This window comes from Nocardia takedensis NBRC 100417, assembly GCF_000308695.1.
In the GTDB taxonomy this organism is placed as follows: Bacteria; Actinomycetota; Actinomycetes; order Mycobacteriales; family Mycobacteriaceae; genus Nocardia; species Nocardia takedensis.
This window is the reverse complement of the sequence record NZ_BAGG01000032.1, coordinates 12,957-33,475: the sequence shown is the minus strand read 5'-3', so window position 1 is coordinate 33,475 and position 20,519 is coordinate 12,957. Positions and strand designations below refer to the sequence as shown.

Annotated in this window: 18 protein-coding genes; 8 read left to right on the top strand and 10 right to left on the bottom strand. The window is 69.6% G+C overall.

What is annotated here, in order from left to right:
- Positions 1-9: 9 nt before the first annotated feature.
- Positions 10-651 (bottom strand): mycothiol-dependent nitroreductase Rv2466c family protein, encoded by a 642-nt coding sequence (locus tag ON30_RS07230; RefSeq protein ID WP_040705087.1) that lies wholly within the window; start codon positions 649-651, stop codon positions 10-12.
- 180 nt (positions 652-831) lie between these two features.
- Here ON30_RS07230 and ON30_RS07225 point away from each other — a divergent pair, with 180 nt between their 5' ends.
- From ON30_RS07225 to ON30_RS07210, 4 genes are all read left to right on the top strand, one after another.
- Positions 832-2,064 (top strand): NAD(P)/FAD-dependent oxidoreductase, encoded by a 1,233-nt coding sequence (locus ON30_RS07225; RefSeq protein WP_040705086.1) that lies wholly within the window; start codon positions 832-834, stop codon positions 2,062-2,064.
- A 100-nt stretch (positions 2,065-2,164) separates the two neighbouring features.
- A complete protein-coding gene (locus ON30_RS07220; protein WP_174387412.1) occupies positions 2,165-2,563 on the top strand; it encodes a YciI family protein in 399 nt (132 codons plus the stop codon).
- Positions 2,560-3,942, top strand: coding sequence for an RNA polymerase sigma factor (locus ON30_RS07215; RefSeq protein WP_083911200.1), 1,383 nt, complete (start codon positions 2,560-2,562; stop codon positions 3,940-3,942). Before ON30_RS07220 ends, ON30_RS07215 begins: the two co-directional genes overlap by 4 nt.
- 119 nt (positions 3,943-4,061) lie before the next feature.
- A complete protein-coding gene (locus ON30_RS07210; RefSeq protein ID WP_040705081.1) occupies positions 4,062-4,562 on the top strand; it encodes an NUDIX hydrolase in 501 nt (166 codons plus the stop codon).
- On the opposite strand, the gene ON30_RS07205 is transcribed toward ON30_RS07210, so the two are convergent.
- Positions 4,549-5,373 carry a phosphoribosylaminoimidazolesuccinocarboxamide synthase gene (locus ON30_RS07205; RefSeq protein ID WP_040705252.1) on the bottom strand — a complete coding sequence of 275 codons (825 nt, stop codon included), beginning with the start codon at positions 5,371-5,373 and terminating at the stop codon, positions 4,549-4,551. The genes ON30_RS07210 and ON30_RS07205 overlap by 14 nt on opposite strands.
- A gap of 168 nt (positions 5,374-5,541) precedes the next feature.
- On the opposite strand from ON30_RS07205, the gene pepN reads away from it, so the two are divergent.
- Positions 5,542-8,115 carry an aminopeptidase N gene (gene pepN / locus ON30_RS07200; RefSeq protein WP_040705078.1) on the top strand — a complete coding sequence of 858 codons (2,574 nt, stop codon included), beginning with the start codon at positions 5,542-5,544 and terminating at the stop codon, positions 8,113-8,115.
- Between the two features lie 69 nt (positions 8,116-8,184).
- On the opposite strand, the gene ON30_RS07195 is transcribed toward pepN, so the two are convergent.
- The 4 genes from ON30_RS07195 to ON30_RS07180 all read right to left on the bottom strand — a co-directional run bounded on the left by ON30_RS07195 (position 8,185) and on the right by ON30_RS07180 (position 11,228).
- Positions 8,185-8,649: a DUF5130 domain-containing protein gene (locus tag ON30_RS07195; protein WP_040705077.1), complete on the bottom strand. Its 465-nt coding sequence runs from the start codon at positions 8,647-8,649 to the stop codon at positions 8,185-8,187.
- Entirely contained in the window at positions 8,636-8,911 is a 276-nt protein-coding gene (ctaJ, locus tag ON30_RS07190; protein ID WP_040705075.1) for an aa3-type cytochrome oxidase subunit CtaJ, read from the bottom strand. Before ctaJ ends, ON30_RS07195 begins: the two co-directional genes overlap by 14 nt.
- Before the next feature lie 81 nt (positions 8,912-8,992).
- The gene (locus ON30_RS07185; protein WP_040705073.1) at positions 8,993-10,585 is read right to left on the bottom strand and encodes a glycoside hydrolase family 13 protein; all 1,593 of its coding nucleotides are present in this window, start codon (positions 10,583-10,585) and stop codon (positions 8,993-8,995) included.
- Positions 10,586-10,823: 238 nt separating this feature from the next.
- Positions 10,824-11,228, bottom strand: coding sequence for a globin (locus ON30_RS07180; RefSeq protein ID WP_040705071.1), 405 nt, complete (start codon positions 11,226-11,228; stop codon positions 10,824-10,826).
- Between the two features lie 204 nt (positions 11,229-11,432).
- Here ON30_RS07180 and ON30_RS07175 point away from each other — a divergent pair, with 204 nt between their 5' ends.
- Positions 11,433-12,140 carry an HNH endonuclease gene (locus tag ON30_RS07175; protein ID WP_174387410.1) on the top strand — a complete coding sequence of 236 codons (708 nt, stop codon included), beginning with the start codon at positions 11,433-11,435 and terminating at the stop codon, positions 12,138-12,140.
- Positions 12,141-12,143: 3 nt separating this feature from the next.
- On the opposite strand, the gene ON30_RS07170 is transcribed toward ON30_RS07175, so the two are convergent.
- On the bottom strand, positions 12,144-12,713 hold the full coding sequence (locus ON30_RS07170; protein ID WP_051029029.1) for a helix-turn-helix domain-containing protein: 570 nt from the start codon (positions 12,711-12,713) through the stop codon (positions 12,144-12,146).
- Between the two features lie 98 nt (positions 12,714-12,811).
- Here ON30_RS07170 and ON30_RS07165 point away from each other — a divergent pair, with 98 nt between their 5' ends.
- Together ON30_RS07165 and ON30_RS07160 are read left to right on the top strand one after the other, a co-directional pair.
- Positions 12,812-13,513 (top strand): AzlC family ABC transporter permease, encoded by a 702-nt coding sequence (locus ON30_RS07165; RefSeq protein ID WP_040705069.1) that lies wholly within the window; start codon positions 12,812-12,814, stop codon positions 13,511-13,513.
- Positions 13,514-13,604: 91 nt separating this feature from the next.
- On the top strand, positions 13,605-13,913 hold the full coding sequence (locus tag ON30_RS07160) for an AzlD domain-containing protein (RefSeq protein ID WP_040705067.1): 309 nt from the start codon (positions 13,605-13,607) through the stop codon (positions 13,911-13,913).
- A gap of 30 nt (positions 13,914-13,943) precedes the next feature.
- Here the strand turns inward: ON30_RS07160 and ON30_RS07155 are convergent, their stop codons facing one another.
- The 3 genes from ON30_RS07155 to ON30_RS07145 form a co-directional block, all read right to left on the bottom strand.
- Positions 13,944-14,612 carry a DUF8010 domain-containing protein gene (locus ON30_RS07155; protein ID WP_373282505.1) on the bottom strand — a complete coding sequence of 223 codons (669 nt, stop codon included), beginning with the start codon at positions 14,610-14,612 and terminating at the stop codon, positions 13,944-13,946.
- A 25-nt stretch (positions 14,613-14,637) separates the two neighbouring features.
- Complete coding sequence (locus tag ON30_RS07150) at positions 14,638-15,078, bottom strand: acyl-CoA thioesterase (protein ID WP_051029050.1); 441 nt, start codon at positions 15,076-15,078, stop codon at positions 14,638-14,640.
- A 281-nt stretch (positions 15,079-15,359) separates the two neighbouring features.
- On the bottom strand, positions 15,360-20,288 hold the full coding sequence (locus ON30_RS07145; protein WP_040705065.1) for an NAD-glutamate dehydrogenase: 4,929 nt from the start codon (positions 20,286-20,288) through the stop codon (positions 15,360-15,362).
- Between the last annotated feature and the right edge of the window lie 231 nt (positions 20,289-20,519).

Below are 20,519 nucleotides of genomic sequence, written 5' to 3'. Positions count from 1 at the left end.
TTCGGGCGATCAGTCGAAGGACGGGTCTTCGTCGCGGCTGCGCTTGAGCTCGAAGAAGTGCGGGTAGGAGGCCAGGGCGACGACGCCGTCCCACACCCTGCCCGCGTCCTCGCCGCGCGGGATGCGCGAGAGCACCGGTCCGAAGAACGCGATGCCGTTGACGTGGATGGTCGGGGTGCCGACGTCCATGCCGACCTTGTCCATGCCCGCGTGGTGGCTGGCGCGCAGGGCCTCGTCGTAGTCGGTGCTCTCGGCGGCCTGGGCGAGTTCGGCGGGCAGGCCGAGTTCGGCGAGCGAGTCGGCGATGACGGCGGCCAGCGAGTCGGCGCGGTTCTCGCGCTCGTATTCGCTCTTGCGCTCGTGGATGCGGGTGCCCATCGCCGTGTAGAGCGGGGCGAGCACATTGTCGCCGTGCTGCTGGGCGGCGGCGATGGCGACCCGGACCGGGCCCCAGCCGATCGCCATCAGCGCTTGGTACTGCTCGGGCAGGTCGCGGCCCTCGTTGAGCACCGCCAGGCTCATGACGTGGAAACGCGCCTCGATGTCGCGGACCTTCTCGACCTCCAGAATCCAGCGGGAAGTGATCCAGCACCAGGGGCACAGCGGGTCGAACCAGAAGTCTGCGACGTTCTTCTCGGCCGTGTCGGTCACGGGGGTTCCTCTCGACTTTGCGCGAAGTTCGGTGTTCGGGCGGGAGTGACCCCGCGCCGATACTCGAACCAACCACAGATCGCGGCGGTTCGTTCCCGGTCCGCGCGAACCGGGGTCGCGCGGGGTCGGTGACAGTAGGCTCGTGCCAGGAATCCATCCCCTCCGCGAAGGAGTCCGACCATGAGTTCGCAGCCTCGTTTCGTCGTCGTCGGTGGGGGTCTGGCCGCGGCCAAACTCGCCGAAGCCTTGCGCGCCAACGACTTCGAGGGGGAGGTGACGGTGATCGGCGCGGAGGAGCATCTGCCCTACGAGCGGCCGCCGTTGTCGAAGGAGTATCTGTTCGGCAAGAAGCAGTTCGCCGACTTCACGGTCGATCCGGCGCAGTGGTATCGCGATCACCGGGTGGATCTGCGGTTGGGCACGACGGTGACGGCGATCGACCGCGAGGCCAAGACGGTGACGTTGCCCGACGGGTCGACGCTGCCCTACGACAAGTTGGCGTTGGCGACCGGGTCCACCCCGCGCCGCCCGGATCTGCCGGGCGCGGACTCGCCGAACGTGTACACGCTCCGGAACATCGAGGATTCCGAGACCTTGCTGCAACTGTTCGGCCAGAACGACAGTCTCGCGGTGATCGGCGCGGGCTGGATCGGACTGGAGGTGGCCGCGGCGGCGCGCGGGGCCGGGCTGCGGGTCACGGTGGTCGAATCGGCCGAACAACCGCTGCTGGGCGCGCTCGGCCCGGAGATGGGTGCGGTGTTCGCCGACCTGCACCGCGAGCACGAGGTGGACCTGCGCCTGGGGGTGACGGTCGAGGAGATCACCACCCGCGACGGAGGCGAGGCCATGCTCGCCACCGGGTTGCGCCTGGGTGACGGCAGCACGGTCGAGGCGAATGCCGTCCTGATCGCGGTGGGCGCGCGACCGAATATCGATCTGGCCGCCGACGCGGGCCTGGAGGTGGACGGCGGGGTCCTGGTCGACGAGCGCCTGGCGACCAGCGACCCCGACATCGTCGCGATCGGCGACATCGCCGAACAACGGCATCCGACGCTGGGCAGGCGCATCCGGGTCGAGCACTGGGCCAACGCGCTGAATCAGCCCGCGGTGGCGGCCTCGACCATGCTCGGCGGCGACGCCGTCTACGACCGACTCCCCTACTTCTTCACCGACCAGTACGACCTGGGGATGGAGTACACCGGCTACGCCGCCGCGGGCGAGTACGCGCGGGTCGTGGTGCGCGGTGACCTGGCGGGCCGCGAATTCGTGGCGTTCTGGCTCGACGGCGACAACCGGGTGCTGGCGGGGATGAACGTCAACGTCTGGGATGTCACCGACCGCGTCAAGGAGTTGATCGCCGCGGGCGAACCGGTCGATCCGGACCGTCTGGCCGATACCGACCAACCGCTGTGAGCCGGATCACCACCCCGAACGTGTCGAGAACGCGGTGCCGGCTGCGACCCACTCGCGGCGGCGCCGCAGGGGCGCTCCCGGACCGGCGAGGAGACCGACCGTGAAATACATGCTGATCAAGACCTACGGCGCGGCCGCGCACTGCGACACCCCCATCGGCGAATGGTCGCCCGAGGACATCGTCGCCCACATCGAGTTCCAGAAGGCGCTGGGCGAACTGCTCTCCGCCAACGGCGAACTCGTCGACGCCCAGGGCCTGGCGGGCCCCGAGGAGGCGCGGATCGTCTCCGCCGACGGCCGCACCGCCCCCGTGGTCACCGACGGCCCGTTCCCCGAGACCAAGGAGTTCCTCGCGGGCTACTGGATCGTCGACGTCGACTCCCCCGAACGCGCCGTCGAGATCGCCGCACTGGCCTCCGCCGCCCCCGGCCCCGGCGGCGCGCCGATCGGCGAATACATCCAGGTGCGGGCGTTGATGAGCGCACCCGCCCAGGAATGACGGAGTCCGCACGCACCGCTCCGGTGACCTCGAGCGCGCAGAGCACGGCGATATCGAGTGCAGAGGACGCGACGACCTCCAGCGCGGAAGGCCCGGCGACCTCCAGCGCGCAGAGCGCGGCGGCGAATCCGCCTGGGGCGGCGTCTACCTCACCGGAGTCGGACGCGGTGCAGGTCGAGTCGGTGCTGCGGGCGCTCGCGCCGCGCGTGCTGGGCGTGCTGGTGCGCAGGTTCGGCGATTTCGACACCGCCGAGGACGCGCTCCAGGAGGCCATGCTCGCGGCGGCGACCGGGTGGCCCGCGGACGGATTCCCGGACAATCCGCGCGCGTGGCTGATCCGGGTGGCCGAGCGGCGCATGGCCGACGCGATCCGCGCCGAGGTGGCCCGGCGTCGCCGGGAGGACGTCGTCGTGGCGCGCGAGGTGCCCGACGCGCACGCCGTCGATCGTGACGACACCTTGGCGATGTATTTCCTGTGCTGTCATCCGGCGCTGCCGACGGCGGGGTCGATCGCGTTGACGTTGCGCGCCGTCGGCGGGTTGAGCACCGCGCAGATCGCGCGCGCCTTCCTGGTGCCGGAAGCGACGATGGCGCAACGCATCTCGCGGGCGAAGAAACGGCTCTCGACGCTCGAGCGCCCGTTCGGGCCGCCGGGCGGCGCCCGGTGGCGCGAACGGCTCGGCCCGGTCCTGCACGTGCTGTATCTGATCTTCACCGAAGGGCACACCAGTACGGCGGGTCCCGACCTGCACAGCGGCGACCTGTCCGGGGAAGCGATCCGGCTGACCCGCGAGGTGCGCGCTCTGCTGCCCGAGGACAGCGAGGTCACCGGGCTGTTGGCGCTCATGCTGCTCACCGATGCGCGGCGGGCGGCGCGCACGGGTCCGCACGGCGAACTGATCCCGCTGGCCGAACAGGACCGCACCCGCTGGGATCGCGCGCGGATCACCGAGGGTCTGCGACTTGTCACGGCGACGCTGTCCGACGGCTTGCGTGGCCCGTACCAGGTGCAGGCGACGATCGCGGCCGTGCACGCGGACGCCCGCCGCGCCGAGGACACCGACTGGATGCGGGTGCGGCAGTTGTACACGGTGTTGGAGACGATGGCGGGCGGCCCGATGGTGACGCTCAACCGCGCGGTCGCGGTCGCGATGACCGACGGCCCGGCGGCCGGACTCGCGGTCGTCGCCGGGTCGGACGCGGAGTTGGCGGGCAGTCACCGCCTGGCCGCCGTGCGCGGGCACCTGTACGAGATGGCGGGTGACCACGTCGCCGCAATCGCCGCCTACACCGCGGCCGCCGCCCGCACCACCAGCACCCCCGAACGCGACTACCTCACCCTGCGCGCCGCCCGCCTGCGCGCCGCTACCACACGCTGACCCGCCGAACGCATCACCTCTCGGCGGCGCGCGAGTGCCCAACCGCACCCCGGACAGCGATTCACCGCATCGACCGCCCCGCGAGCACAGACTCGGCGTCGAGCGAGCACACTGCACGGATGACCGAGAAGACCAGTGCCGGAGTCCTGTTGTTCCGCCGCGACGCCGACGGCGCGCCCGAGGTCCTGCTCGGCCATCTCGGCGGCCCGTACTACACGAACAAGGACGACGGCGGGTGGTCGATTCCCAAGGGCGAGTACCTCGCCGAGGAGGAGGACGCGCGGGACGCGGCCGCGCGCGAGTTCACCGAGGAGCTGGGACTGCCCGTGCCGCAGGGTGACTGGCTGCCGCTGGGGCAGGTGCGCTACGGCAGCGGCGCGAGCAAGAAGACGGTGACGGCGTGGGCGGTGCTGGGCGATCTGGACCCGACGCTGGTCGTGCCGGGGACCTTCGAGATGGAGTGGCCGCCGCGCTCGGGTCGCCGAGCGGAGTTTCCCGAGATCGACCGCGCGCAGTGGTTCGACCTGGAGACCGCGCACCGCAAACTCGGCAAGGGGCAGGTGCCGTTCCTGGACCGGCTGGCCGAACTACTCACCGAGGGGCGGCTCAGCCCCAGTTGAGTCCGGTGATCAGCTGGTAGGCCTCGATGTACTTGGCGCGGGTCGCGGCGACCACGTCGTCCGGGATGTGCGGCCCCGGGGGTTCCTTGTCCCAGCCGGTCGAGGTGGCCCAGTCGCGCACGAACTGCTTGTCGAAGGAGGGCTGCGCGCGGCCCGGCTCCCACCGGTCGGCGGGCCAGAACCGCGAGGAGTCGGAGGTGAGCACTTCGTCGCCGAGGGTGAACACCTCACCGTGCCAGCCGAATTCGACCTTGGTGTCGGCGATCAGCACGCCGCGCCCCGCCGCGTGTTCGGCGCCGCGCCGGTACAGGTCCAAGGTGGTGTCGCGCAGCAGTTCGGCGACCTCACGGCCGTGCCGGTCGACCACGTCGGCGTAGGTGATCGGTTCGTCGTGGCCCTGCGGGGCCTTGGTCGTGGGGGTGAAGATCGGTTCGGGCAGCTTGTCGCCGTCCCGCAGCCCCACGGGCAGCGCCACCCCGGACACCGCCCCGGTGGCCTGGTATTCCTTCAGACCGCCGCCGGTCAGGTACCCGCGCGCGATGCATTCGACCGGGATCATCTCCAGCCGCGCCACCCGCACACCGCGCCCGGCGAATTCGGCGGGCACGTCGGTCGTGGAGACCAAGTGGTTGGGGATGTCGGCGAAGAAGTCGAACCACCAGTTCGACAGTTGGGTCAGCAGTACACCCTTGTCGGGAATCGGCGTCGGCAACGCGACGTCGTAGACCGAGACCCGGTCGGAGGCGACGAGCACCAGCGTGTCGCCGTCCTCGTACAGATCGCGCACCTTCCCGGCGTGCACATGCTTCAACGTCTGGCCTCCGAATCCTCCGGTGATGTGCCTGCGCGGCACGTGCACGATACCGCCGCCGCCCCCGGCCACTCGCCCCGCGTGGGCCGCGGTGTCTTCGACGTGCGACGCCGTGCGGCACCGATAGGGTTGGTGGGGCCTGCCGTTCTTCGACCACGAAGGAGCCTCATGTCCGCACCCAACCTGACTCGCGAACAGGCGATCGAACGCGCCGCCACGGTGCAGGTCGAGAACTACCGCATCGATCTCGATCTGACCGACGGGTCCGGGCAGCCGGGCGAGCACACGTTCTTCTCCCGCAGCACGGTGCGTTTCACCGCCACGCCGGGGGCGAGCACCTTCATCGACATCGTCGCGCGCGGTGTGCGTTCGGCCGTGCTCAACGGCGTCGCGATCGACGTGTCCGACTACGACGAGTCCACCGGCATCCGGTTGACCGATCTGGCCGAACGCAACGAACTGGTGGTCGAGGCCGACTGCGAGTACTCCCACACCGGCGAGGGCCTGCACCGCTTCGTGGACCCGTCCGACGACGCGGTCTACCTGTACTCGCAGTTCGAGACCGCCGACGCCAAGCGCATGTTCGCCTGCTTCGACCAGCCGGATCTCAAGGCCACCTTCGACATCGCGGTGACGGCGGCGCCGGACTGGAAGGTCATCTCCAACGGCGCGGTGGTCGAGACGTTGCGCGCGGAACCCGGCCACCACCTGTTCCGCACCACCCCGCGGATGAGCACCTACCTGGTCGCGCTGATCGCGGGCCCCTACGCGCAGTGGACCGACGCCTACACCGACGGGCACGGCACGATTCCGCTGGGCATCTACTGCCGGGCCTCGCTGGCCGCGCACATGGACGCCGACCGCCTGTTCACCGAGACCAAGCAGGGCTTCGGCTTCTACCACGAGAAGTTCGGCGTCCCCTACGCCTTCGGTAAGTACGACCAGTTGTTCGTGCCCGAGTTCAACGCGGGCGCGATGGAGAACGCGGGCGCGGTCACCTTCCTCGAGGACTACGTCTTCCGTTCCAAGGTCACCAGGGCCGCCTACGAGCGCCGCGCCGAGACGGTGCTGCACGAGATGGCGCACATGTGGTTCGGCGACCTGGTCACCATGAAGTGGTGGGACGACCTGTGGCTCAACGAGTCCTTCGCCACCTTCGCCTCGGTGCTGTGCCAGGCCGAGGCCACCGAGTACACCAACGCCTGGACCACCTTCGCCAATGTGGAGAAGTCCTGGGCCTACCGCCAGGACCAGTTGCCCTCCACCCACCCGATCGCGGCCGACATCCCCGATCTGCACGCGGTCGAGGTCAACTTCGACGGCATCACCTACGCCAAGGGCGCCTCGGTGCTCAAGCAGTTGGTCGCCTACGTCGGGCTGGAGCCGTTCCTGGCCGGTCTGCGCGACTACTTCGCCGATCACGCCTACGGCAACGCCACCTTCGACGACCTGCTGGCCGCGCTGGAGAAGTCCTCGGGCCGCGACCTGTCGGACTGGGGTTCGCAGTGGCTCAAGACCACCGGCCTGAACATTCTGTGCCCCGATTTCGAGGTCGACGCCGAGGGCCGGTTCACCCGATTCGCCGTGGTGCAGGAAGGCGCGCAGCCCGGTGCGGGTGAGTACCGCGTGCACCGACTCGCGGTCGGCGTCTACGGCGAGCGGGACGGCAAGCTGGTGCGCACGCACCGCGTGGAACTGGATCTGGACGCGACCGAACGCACCGAGGTCCCCGACCTGGTCGGTGTGGAGCGCGGCCGGTTCGTGCTGGTCAACGACGACGACCTCACCTACTGTTCGGTGCGCCTGGACCCGGAGTCGCTCGAGGTGGTGCTGCACCGCATCCACGAGATCGTCGACCCGCTGCCGCGCACGCTCGCGTGGTCGGCGGCCTGGGAGATGACCAGGCAGGCCGAGATGCGCGCCCGCGATTTCGTCGCCCTCGTGCAGCGCGGCGTCGGCGCGGAATCGGAGATCGGCGTCGTGCAGCGCCTGCTCATGCAGGCCGCCACCGCCATCGGCAGCTACGCCGAGCCGACCTGGGCGGCCGAGGTCGGCAGGCCCGAATTCGCCGATCGCCTGCTGGAACTGGCCCGCGCCGCCGAACCCGGCTCCGATCACCAACTGGCCTTCGTCAACGCGCTGACCGGCGCGAAGCTCAAACCCCGGCACACCGAGGCGCTGCGCGCGCTGTTCGACGGCGCGGACGCCGGACTGCCCGGCCTCGACATCGACACCGACCTGCGTTGGCGTCTGGTGACCGCGCTGGCGGCGGCGGGCGTCATCGACGCCGACGGCACGGACACCCCGGTCATCGACGCCGAACTGGCGGGCGACCGCACCGCGGCGGGCAAGCGCCAGGCGGCGGCCGCCGCGACCGCGCGCCCGATCGCCGAGGTCAAGGAGAACGCGTGGCAGACGGTGATGGGTGACGACACCGTCCCCAACATCACCGCGCGCGCCATCGTCGGCGGGTTCGCGCCCGCGGGGCAGGAAGACCTGCTCGCCGGCTACGTCGAGCGCTACTTCGCCGAGATCCCCGGGGTGTGGGAGCGCCGCTCCAGCGAGGTCGCCCAGACCGTCGTGATCGGGCTCTACCCCTCGTGGGCCGTGTCGGAGCAGGCCGTGGCCGAGGCCGAGAAGTTCCTGTCCGCCGACCACCCGCCCGCGCTGCGCAGGCTGGTCGGCGAGGGCAAGGCCGGTATCGAGCGGTCGCTGCGGGCCCGCGCGTTCGACGCGAGCTGACCACAGCCGACAGCGGCCCCGGACCTTCGGGTCCGGGGCCGCTGTTGGTCAGGGATCAGCCGAGCGCGGTCAGCGGCCGATCGCGGCGGTCATCACGCGGATCGCGGAGACCAGTCCGTCGATCAGGTCGCCGCGGCGCAGACTGCTCAGCGCCGCCGTCACACCGAGTTGGCAGACCCGGTCGTTGGCCCGGTCGGCGACCTCGCGGCCGGAACGGACCTCGACGGCCTTCTCGTTCGGCGAGACCGCGATGAGCACCGACCGCGCGGCCTCCGGCGTGGCCGGGAAGATCGCGTCGACACCGGCGGCGGTGTCGGCGCCGAGATCGCCGATGTAGATGTTGAAGCGCACCTTCGTCGCGCGGGTGGCCTCGGTGAGCACGTTGTCGATGGTGAGCCGCTCGTCGTCGCTGAACGGCACCTCCTTGAACACCTCACCCGCCTCGTGCACACCCGAGACGCGACCGCTGCTGGTCAGCGCGTATCCGTGCGGCAGGTCGGATTCGACCACCGCGGGCCACTCAGAACTTGCCACTTGCCCGGCCTCCGATCAGATCCGCCGCGGACGCCTCGATGGCGTGGTGGTCGCCGTGCGCCCCGGCACCGTGGTGACCGTGTCCGGTCACCTCGTCGGTGGCACTCCACAGCACCGGCGGCTGCGTCCACTTCTGACCGAGGTCGAAATGGGTCGGCTTGTCACCGGCGAAGGGCTTGCCGAGGAACGACAAGCCCGCGATGGCGCCGTAGACCACCAGCGGGATGCCGCCGAAAATCAGCACTGTCTCGAGAATGCTCACGGATCAACGGTATCCGATCGGCTGTAGTAGATCATCGCGTGGTCGACACCAGGGGCGTCCGTGTCGGTCCCGGACCCACCCTCAGACCAGCCAGGCCGCGGCGTCCGGCGGCAGTTGACCGTCCACCAGGGCAGCGCTGGCCAGCAGCATGTCGCCGGGCGGCAATGGAATCGGCGCGGCGGTGGCGTTGAGGACGCAGATCAGCCCGCCCGGCCTGCGGAAGGCCAGACAGCCCTTCGGACTGCCATACCACTCGACCGTCGCGCCCGCGAATTCCGGATGCGAACCACGCATCTCGATCGCCAGGCGGTACAGCGACACCGTCGACCCGAGTTCCTCGAGTTGCGCCTCCACCGTCGACCCGGCCCACGCGGCCGGTTGCGGCAGCCATGCCGCCGGAGCCGCGGTGAAGCCGAACGGCGGCGCGTCGCCCTCCCAGGGCAGCGGCACCCGACAGCCGTCGCGGCCGCGCTCGGTGTGCCCGGAGCGCTCCCACACCGGATCCCGCAGCGCTTCCTCGGGCAGGTCGTCCACATTCGGCAGACCCAATTCGGACCCGTTGTAGAGGAACACCGAACCGGGCAGGGCCAACTCGACCATCATCATGGCCTTGGCCCTGGCCACCCCGACCGGCCCGCCGCCGTAGCGGGTGACCTCGCGTTCGATGTCGTGGTTGGACAGCGTCCAGGTGGGCGTCGCCCCGACGGGGGCCACCGCCGCCAGCGAGTTGTCCACCGCCGCGCGCACCTGCTCGGCGTCGAAGGCGGTCTCGGCGAGGCGGAAGTTGAAGGCCAGATGCAGTTCGTCGGGACGGACGTATTCGCCGAAGCGGGTGTTGTCGTCCACCCACACCTCGCCGATCGACACCGCGTGCGGGTACTCGTCGAGCACCTTGCGGAACCGGCGGTGGATCTCGTGCACGCCCGGATTGTTGAAACGCGGATCGTCGTCGTCGTGCACGAGCATCTTGGTGGAGACCTCGGCCATGTCCGGCAGGTCCGGCGGCTTGGCCATCCCGTGCGCGACATCGATGCGGAACCCGTCGACCCCGCGGTCGAGCCAGAAGCGCAGCGTCTGCTCGAAATCGGCCATGACCTCCGGGTTGTCCCAGTTCAGGTCCGGCTGTTCGGGGGCGAAGATGTGCAGATACCACTGGCCGGGAGTGCCGTCGGGTTCGGTCACCCTGGTCCAGGCCGGTCCGCCGAAGATGCTCGGCCAGTTGTTGGGCGGCTGGTCGCCGTCGGGGCCGCGGCCGTCGCGGAAGATGTAGCGGGCCCGCTCACCGCCGCCGGGCGCGGCGCGCAGCGCGGCCTCGAACCACGGGTGCCGGTCGCTGGTGTGGTTGGGCACCAGATCCATCGTGATCTTGATCCCGCGTCGGTGGGCGGCCTCGAGCAACGAGTCCATCGCTTCGAGTCCGCCGAAGAGCGGATCGATGTCGCGGGGATCGGAGACGTCGTATCCGCCGTCGGCCATCGGGGAACGCATGACCGGGCAGATCCACAACGCGTCGACGCCCAGCAGTTCCAGATAGCCGAGCTTGTCCTCGATCCCGCCGAGATCGCCGACGCCGTCGCCGTCGGAATCGGCGAACGAACGCGGGTAGACCTGGTAGAACACGGCCGAACGCCACCACGGTTGTGCTGCGCCGTCAACCGGCGCGTTGCCCTCCACCGGCGCGGCTGGTGATTCTGTCACGTCCGCAATAGTGCCAAAGAATTTCACCGAATTCTCTCAGGGGACCCGACATTCGAAATATGCGGCAAATCATCGGCATCGGGACCGGTCGGCACGATTTACCACGTCCAGCGGCCCCGGTCGGAGCGAAGATTCCATCGCACGGCCGCCCGCGAATTCACCGCCACCGCCAAATCGCGATGTTCGTCACCTTTCGGACACCGGGCGTCCACCCTCAGAACGGCGAGTTCAGCAGGGAATTCGCGGCCATCTCCAGGTAGTCGAGCAGGGCCTTGCGATGGTCGTCGTCGAGGATCTCCGGTTCGATCTCGGCCACCCCGATCCGCATGCAGCGCAACCACGCGTCCCGCTCCAGCGGCCCCACCTTGAACGGCATGTGCCGCATCCGCAGGCGCGGATGACCGCGCTCGTCGGAGTAGGTGCGCGGACCGCCCCAGTACTGCTCGAGGAACATCCGCAAACGCCGTTCGGCCGGACCGAGATCCTCCTCCGGATAGAGCGGGCGCAGCAACTCGTCGGCGGCCACCTCGCGGTAGAACACCGCCACGATCCGTCGGAAGGTCTCCGCGCCGCCGACCGCCTCGTAGAACGACGTGGCCGTCTGCTCACCGGTACTCATCTGATCCTCTCGCCGGGTAGGTGATCGCATGGCCGCCGCCGCGGCCACCGTCCATTGTGCCCCCGTGGCCGTCGAACGCGCCCCGACCGGGGCCTACGGCGACCCGACGGCGCTTCAGCGGCAGTTGACCGAACATTGTGCGAAATCACCGTGCAATCGGGGGGTTTCCGTGGTCAACTGGGGAGCAGTCCCACGGAGGTACCCATGAAGCAGCGGCACGGCCGATCACACGAGGCCAGGGCACACCGACAACTCCAGCCCGCCGACGTCCACATCCGTGGGTCGGGGGCTGCTCCGCTGCACATTTTGTCCGACCATCATTCCGGGGGCCACCGCCCCGGCGAGACCGCTCATCCCGGTCCGCATCTGACCGCCGTTCCCACCGAGACCGTCAACTGGTTGAAGCGCCGGGTGTTGCTTCTGAACGCCACCTACGAGCCGCTCACCGCACTGTCCGCCCGCCGCGCGGTCGTCCTGCTGATCTGCGACAAGGCCGACGCGGTCCACCACAACGACGAAGGCCCCGTCGTGCACTCGGCCGAGACCGAGGTCGCCATCCCCTCCGTCATCCGACTGCGCACCTACGTGCACGTCCCCTACCGCGCCCGCGTCCCGATGACCAGGGCCGCGCTCATGCACCGCGACCGCTACCGCTGCGGCTACTGCGGGGGCAAAGCCGAGACCATCGACCACGTCATCCCGCGCAGTCGCGGCGGCGAGCACTCCTGGGAGAACTGCGTCGCCAGTTGCGCGCCGTGCAACCATCGCAAAGCCGACAAACTGCTCAGCGAGCTGGGGTGGACGCTGCGCTCCCCGCTCGTCTCGCCGAAAGGCCCGCACTGGCGACTGCTGTCGACCACCTCCGAACTCGATCCGGTGTGGTTGCAATACCTCGGCGAAGGCGCGGCCTGAGCCTCAGGCGTACTCGATGACCAGCGTCGCCCACGTCGCCGGGTCCAGCGCCTCGAAGACGTGGGGCGCGTCGCCCGGGTAGCTGATGTAGTCGCCGGGGGCGAGTTCCACCGGGGCCTCGATCGGCCCGACCAGCGCGCGTCCCGCCGCGAGCAGGACGTGTTCGACCACCCCCGGAATGTGCGGATCGGAGCGCCGCGCGTGACCTGGTTCGGCGGTGATCCGGAAGACGTCGCGCCGGGTGTTGGGCGGACCGGCCGCGAGCAGGGTGGCGCGGTAGTCGGCGTGTTCGGCGGCGACCACCGGCCCCTCGCCCGCGCGGATCACCTGCACGGTGGGGCGCGGCGGGTCGAGCAGGCGCGAGAACGGCATGTCCAGCGCGACGCACAGCGCCCACAGGGTTTCCAGACTGGGGTTGCCGCTGCCCGACTCCAGTTGCGACAGGGTGGATTTCGCGATGCCCGCGCGGTGGGCGACCTCGGTCAGCGACAGTCCCGCCCTGGTGCGCTCGCGGCGCAGCGAAGCCGCGATCACCGCCTGCGGCGTCGCCGTGGTCGTCTCGTCCCGTGCCATCGCCCACTCCCGTCGAGTTCCGAATCGGCCAACAGGTAATCACATCGGGAGAACTGTTCGCTTGACGATCCCGACCGTCCGCGTTCACTATAGGCAACATGCGTTCGATATGGCGAACACTGGATCGGGACACCGTCGGCGGCATCGCGGCGGTGCTGCTCGCCGTCGCCGTCATCGGCGTCTCCTACGGCGCCACCGCCGTCGGGTGGGGCTTCCCGATGTGGCTGCCGGTGGTCTTGAGCGTCCTCGTGCTCGCGGGCAGCGCCGAATTCCTGTTCCTCGGCATCCTCGCCACGGGCGGTAACCCGTTCGCCGCCGTCCTGGCCGGACTCGTCGTCAACGCGCGCCACCTGCCCTACGGCCTGTCCCTGCCCACCGTCACCGGGGCCGGTCCGCGACGCCTGCTCGGCACCCACGTCATGAACGACGAAGCCGTCGCCGTCGCCCTCGCCCAGACCGACCCCGACCGCAGACGCGCCGCCTACTGGCTGTGCGGACTCGGCGTCGCGATCGTGTGGCCGGGCGGAGCCGCGCTGGGAGCGCTGATCGGCAGCCTGGTCCCCGACACCGACGCCTTCGGACTGGACGCGGTCTTCCCGGCCGTGCTCGCCGCCCTGGTCGTGCCCGCGTTGCGCGACCGCGCCACACGCTGGGCCGTTGCCGTCGGCGTAGTCCTCGCCCTGGTCAGCGCCCCGGTGCTGCCCCAGGGACTGCCCGTGCTCTGTGCGCTGGTCGGCCTGTTCGCCGCGCACCGCCTCCTGCCCCGGACTCGCGACGCCGCCCCCGACGCATCCCGGTGAACTCACCCCGCACCCACGGCGACCACTGGACGCATCCATTTCCCACCACCGCGGCCCGCCACCGCGCCCAGCCGAACAGAAAGGTCTCCCGATGACGATCGTCGCGGCGCTCGCGCTCGCCGCGGGCACCTTCGCCTTCCGCTGGGCCGGACCCGCACTGCGCAACCGGATCAGCTTCCCCGACCGCGCCGTGCGCCTGCTGGAGATCGGCGCGGTGGTGCTCCTCGCCGCCGTGGCCGCCGTCACCGCCCTGCCCTTCACCGCCGGACACGTCGACCTCGCCCTCCCCGCGGGCGTCCTGGTCGCCGGACTGCTGGCGTGGCGTTCGGCCCCGCTGCCGGTGGTGATCCTGGCCGCCGCGGGAACCACCGCCCTATTGCGTCTGTTCGGCGCGGGCTGAGGTCGTCGGGCCGAGGCCGGGGTCGGCGTTCTATTGCGGGGTCAGCGGGATCGCGCCACCGCGACGGCGGGCGACCGAACCGTAGCGCGCGTCCAGGCGCAGCCAGGTCTTCGTGGCGCGGACCCGCACGATCTCGGCGGTCGGAATCCGCCGGGACTCGGCCTTGTCGCCCGAATGCGGGATGAAGTCCATCGCCGTCAGCGCGAAGACCACCCGCATCGGGACCTCCACCGAGAGCCGGTCCGCCGAGGCGGTGAGCACCGTCTGATCCAGCAGCGAGGCGGGCGGCCCGTGCGAACTGCCGTGCTCCTTGGCCAATTGCGCGCCCCGCTCGGCCAGTTCCACCAGCGAGCGCGCGGGCACGTCATCGATGTGGGCGAACCCGTCGGTCGGCGGCAACGCGCCACGCCACGCCGAATCCATCGAATACCCCAGATCGATCGGACTGCCCGAGGACAGACCCGCCAGCACCAGGTCCGCGCCCACCGTCACATCGTCCACGCCGAGTTCGGCCTGCACCGTCCGCACCGCCAACGCCTCGAAACCCGTGCCGACCCAAGCCGCCACGAGTCGGTCGCCGCGCTTGCGCAGACGCACCACCGTGGCCGGATCCAACCGCACGGCCCTGCTCAGGAAGGTGGCCAGATTCTCGCGCTCGGCCGGATCGGACACGTGCAGCACCCGCTGCGGCGACATCATCACGACAACCCTGTCGACCGGAGGATCAGCCCACCATCCACTCGGACAGATACTCGCGTTCCACCGGCGACAACCTGCGCAACCGCTGGGTGCGGATGTCGAACGCCGCGATCTGGGTGGAGGCGATCACGGCGGGCGGGGAATCGGGGGCCGCCCCGCTGGCGCGTACCTCGTAGCCGACGGTGAAGTCGACCGCGCGCAACTGCTCGATCCACATGGCGATGTCGAGCGGAGTGTCCTCGTGCCGCAACTGACCGCGGTAGCGCACCCGCAGATCGGCCAGCACGCAGCCCTCACGCAACGTCGCGGTGGGTTTGCCGTCGAACAGCCACGGAATCCGCGCCTCCTCGAGCAGCGTCACCATGCGGGCGTGATTGACGTGCTGGTAGACGTCCATATCCGACCACCGGATCTCCACTTTGGCGTGGAAACGTTTGGGCAGCACGACCGCGCCGCCCTCCTTCATCCCCTTGCCGTTCACAGAGTTCGTCACGTGGTACCTCCGACTGGGTTCCCGACGCTCATCCGTGCCGCCCGCCTCGTCGCGGTGGGCTCGGGCGAGACCTCGGTCACCGGACTCGATCACTTTCGCGGCAACCAGTATCGCAATCGCGGTCCCCGATGATCGTCGCGGGGCGCGCCGGAAACGGAACACGTTCCCGCCGGGCGCGGCACCGCCCGCACTTCATCCTGCACCGTAACACCATTCGGTCGGGTGCGCCCGGCGAGCGCACCCGACCACGCGGTTCAGCGTTCGGACTGCACGCCCACGCCGCTGACCATGCTGCGCACCTGCCGCGCCGCCACCGACAGCGTCGCCAGATCGTGGGTCCCCGACTCGAACAGTTCCGACAGGGCCGCGCGGGCGCGCCCCAGGCGGGACTGGTTCTTGGACTCCCAGTAGGCGATCTTCTCGTCGGCCGTCTCCTCAGGATCACCGGCCGAGAGCACGTCGAGGGTCAGCGAGCGCAACGAACTGTACATGTCGTCGCGCAGCGCCAGTCGCGCCAGCGAATGCCACCGGTCGCCGCGTTCGAGATGGCTGACCGCCTCGAGCAGCCAATCAATCTTGAGGTGGTCGTTGAGCGCGTAGTACAGCTGGCCGACCTCCTCGCCGTCACGATCGGTGATGTCGGCGATATCGAGGACGTCCAGCAGCGGGAACTGGTTGAGCAGGCCGAAGACCTCGGTCGCCAGATCGGTCGGCGCGCCCTCGGCGATCAGGTCGGCCGCGTGATCGGTCAGCGTCGAGACGTGGTGCACCCGCAGCCAGCCCGGCACCTTCGGGGCCAGCTCGCGCACGCCGCGGCTGTAGCGGTTGATCTCCGCGCCCACCGCGATCGGCTGCGGACGGTTGCTCAGCAGCCACCGCGAGGCCCGGTCCAGCGTGCGCTTGGTCTCGAGTTCCAGCGCGTCGCGCACCGAGGTGGAGGCGTCGGCCTCCCGGATGCGCGCCCACATGGTGTGCAGGTCGAAGATGTCGGCGGCCGCCGCGAACGCGCGCACCGCGTCGGTGGCCGTCGCCCCGACCTCCTCGTTCAAGCGGTGCGCGTAGGTGATCCCGCCGTGATCGACCACCTCGTTGACGATCATCGTGGTGACGATCTCGCGACGCAGGCGGTGCCGTTTGATCGCGGCGCCGAAGCGTTCGCGCAGCGGCGTCGGGAAATAGTCGGGCAGCCGGTTGGCGAACCACGCCATATCCGGCAGTTCCGACACCAGCAGATCCGCCTTCAGCGACAGCTTCACGTGCGCCATCAGATTCGCCAGTTCCGGGGAGGCCAGGCCGCTGCCCTCCTCGATCCTGCGCTTGATCTCGCTGTCGGAGGGCAGCGCCTCGAGTTCGCGATCCAGACCGCGGCGCTGCTCGAGATCCTCGATCAACCGCGCGCTGACCCGCAGCATCCGCGGCGCCTCGAACCGCGAGATCCCCATCAGCGAGTTCTGGGAGACGTTGTCGCGCAGCACCATGTCGGCGACCTCGTCGGTCATCGAGGCCAGCAGCGGGTTGCGTTCCGGTTCGGCCAGCAGACCGCTGCTCACCACGCCGTCGAGCAGGACCTTGATGTTGACCTCGTGGTCGGAGCAGTCCACGCCCGCGGAGTTGTCCAGGGCGTCGGTGTTCATCTTGCCGCCGTTGCGGCAGAACTCGATCCGGCCCAGCGCCGTCGCGCCGAGGTTGCCGCCCTCGCCGATCACCTTGACGCGCAACCGGTTCCCGTCGACGCGCACCGGGTCGTTGGATTTGTCGCCGACCTCGGCGTTGGTCTCGGTGGACGCCTTGATGTAGGTCCCGATGCCGCCGTTCCACAGCAGCGAGACCGGGGCGAGCAGAATCGCGCGCACCAGATCCGGCGGGGACAGCGCGGTCACGTCCTCGGCCAGGCCGAGCGCGGCGCGCGCCTGTTCGCTGATCGGCACCGATTTGACGGTGCGGTCCCACACGCCGCCGCCCGTGCTGATCAGCGAGGCGTCGTAGTCGGCCCACGAGGACCGGGGCAACTCGAACATCCGCTGCCGCTCGGCGAAGGAACTCGCGGCGTCCGGATTCGGGTCGAGGAAGATGTGGCGATGGTCGAAGGCGGCGACCAGGCGGATGTGCTCGGAGAGCAGCATGCCGTTGCCGAAGACGTCACCGCTCATGTCACCGATGCCGACGACGGTGAAATCCTCGGTCTGGGTGTCGATGTCCATCTCGGCGAAGTGGCGCTTGACGCTCTCCCACGCACCCTTGGCGGTGATGCCCATCGCCTTGTGGTCGTAGCCCGCCGAACCGCCGGAGGCGAAGGCGTCGCCGAGCCAGAATCCGTAGCGCTGGGCCACCTCGTTGGCGGTGTCGGAGAAGGTCGCGGTGCCTTTGTCGGCGGCGACCACCAGGTAGGTGTCGTCACCGTCGCGGCGCACCACGCCGGCGGGCGGCAGCACGGCTCCGCTGGCCCGGTCGACGTTGTCGGTGATGTCGAGCAGGCCGGAGATGAAGGTGCGGTAGCAGGCAACGCCCTCGGCGCCCAGCGCCTGCCGGTCCGCCCCCGGGTCACCGGTGGCGGCGGGCGGTTGTTTCACCACGAAACCGCCCTTGGCGCCGACCGGCACGATGACCGCGTTCTTGACCGCCTGCGCCTTGACCAGGCCCAGGATCTCGGTGCGGAAATCCTCCAGGCGGTCCGACCAGCGCAACCCGCCGCGGGCCACCGGACCGAACCGCAGGTGCACGCCCTCGACCCGGGGCGAGTAGACGAAGATCTCGAATTGCGGACGCGGCCGGGGCAGTTCGACGATCTCGCGCGGTTCGACCTTCACCGAGATGTAGTCGCGCGACATGCCCTCGGCGTCGGTGACGTAGTAGTTGGTGCGCAAGGTCGCCTTGATCAGCCCGAGGATGGCGCGCAGGATGCGGTCGGCGTCGAGGCTGACCACCTCGTCGATCCGCCCGCGCAACTGGGTCTCCAGGGTGGCGGCCTGTTCGGCGTCGACCGTCTCGGGATCGAAACGCGCCGCGAACAGGTCGACGAAAAGGCGGGCCGCGTCGGGGTAGGTGAGCAGCACCCGCGCGATGTTGAACTGGCTGTACGGGAATCCGGCCTGCTGGAGGTATTTGGCGTAGGTGCGCAGTATCGACACCGCCCGCCACGGCAACCGGGCGCGCAGAACGAGTTCGTTGAGTCCGTCGGCCTCCGCGCGGCCGAACCAGACCGCCTCGAATGCGTCGGTGAAGCGTTCACGCAGGCCGCGCACCTCGGCTTCGAGCGCGTCGGCGCGCGCCGAGGACTCGAGCAGTTCGGCGTCCAGGTCGCGGTCGAGCGCGCTGCGCAGCAGTTCCGGCCGGGCCAGCAGGCCGAAATCGTAGATCCACCGCTCGGCGGCCGATTCACCCCCGACGGCGTCGAGGGTGATCTGGTAGGGGCGTTCGTCGACGACCTCGACGCCGAGGCTCTGCAACACCGGCAGCACTTGGCTCAGCGAGATGCCGGTGCCACCGATGTAGAGGCTGAACCGCCAGGAACCGGGCGTCGACTCCGAGCGGCGGTAGAGGTGCTGGACGATCGAGCCCTCGGTGAGCCGCTCCAGGCGCACGATGTCGTGCAGCGCGCGCGAGGGCGCGAAATCCTGCTTGTAGCCCTCGGGGAAGGCTTCGGCGTAGCGCTTGACCACTTCGGGGCCCACGACCGGCGCGCTGTTCAGCTCGTCGGTGAGGTGGTCGTCCCAGGTGTGGCTGGCCTCGGCCAGCAGGCGCTGGATGCGCACGCGGTTGGGTTCGGAGGTGTCGGCGCGCGTCGCGGTCTCGCGGGGCGCGCCCAGCTCGCCGTCGGGCAGCTTGACCGTGAAATAGACGCTGGCCAATTCGCTTTCGCTGACCCGCGCCGAATAGTCGATCGAGGCACCGCCGAGTTCGCGGACCAGGATGTCCTGCATCTCCAACCGGACCCGGGTGGTGTAGCGGTCGCGGGGCAGATAGACCAGGCAGGCCACGAACCGCCCGTATCCGTCGGCGCGCATGAACAGTTTGACCTGCCTGCGCAATCCGACGTTGAGCACCGCGGTCGCGGTGGCGCGCATGGTCTCCGAATCCGAGGAGAACAGTTCGGTGCGCGGGAAGGACTGGATGACCTCGAGCATGGCCTGACCCGAGAAAGAGTTCAGGCCGAAGCCGCTCTGCTCGATGGCCGCGCGCACCCGACTCGCGATCACCGGGATGTCGAGGACGTTCTCGTGCACGGCGGTGACGGTGAACACGCCGATGAACAGGTGGTCGCCCACGACCGCGCCGGATTCGTCGATATCGGCCACACCGATGAAGTACGGGTACACCGACCGGTGCACGGTGGCCGGGACCAGCCCTTGGGTGAGCATCAGCAGCGGGCGGTCGCCGTCGTGGACGGGCACCCGGAAGTCGGTGCCGACGTCGGGCCGCAGCACGCCCAGGCAGGTGCCGGGCAGCGCGTAGGAGGCGGAGTCGTCCTTCTCGTCTCGACGGTAACGCGCGTACCCCAGGACGGTGAAGTTGCCACTGGCCAACCACCGCAACAGGTTCGCGGTCTCGACCAGGTCGTCGTCGGTGAACGGGCAGCGTCCGGTGCCCGCGCAGCCCTCGAGATCGTCGGCCAGCGTGCTCTGCACCGACTTCATCGCGTCGGTGTCGGCGTTGACCTGGCGCACGTCGGTGACCACCACCGGCAACTGCTGTTCGATGCGGTCGAGCAGTTCCGCGGGGACCGAGGAGTGCAGTTGCAGGTGCATCCAGGATTCGCGCACGGCTTGTTCGTCGGGCCGGTCGACCTCGTAGGGCGCGGCGCGGATCAATCTCGCCTCGGCGTCGCGTTCGACCTCGAAGATCGGGTGGATGACTTCGCTGACGCCGACGCCGATCCGGGTGAGCGCGGCCGTCACCGATTCGACCAGCAGGGACATGTCGTCGGTGACCAGTTGGACCGCGGCGCCCAGGCCGGTGCCGTCCTCGGGTCGGTGGACACGGATCAAGGTCCGTCCGGCGGGACGCGTCATCGCGAGTTCGAGGTGCCGTCGGAAGATCTGGGCGATCCCGGTGATCGCGCAGTCCACATCGCCCGCGTCGACGTGGCGGAAGTACGCCTCCTCGAGACTCGCGAGTTCGCCGCGCAGTGACTGCGGCAGACCCGCGGCCCACGCCGCTGCGGACAATTCGGACGAGACCGTCATTTTTCGCCAACTCCCTCGGATTCGGTTCCGTAACAAAGTGACGCCGGTCCGAGAGTAGCTGTGCGCCGGAAACAACAGGGTGAAATCCCTTTGAATCCCAGGGTGTTCACCACGATTGCGAAGTTCGCCGCATAGTTGCCGGGTTCCTGACCCGGTTCAGCATCCGATCGGATCCTGCGACCGTCATGACGGTGCGTCGAAGCTGGGCTCCACCCACTCCTCGAACAGCAC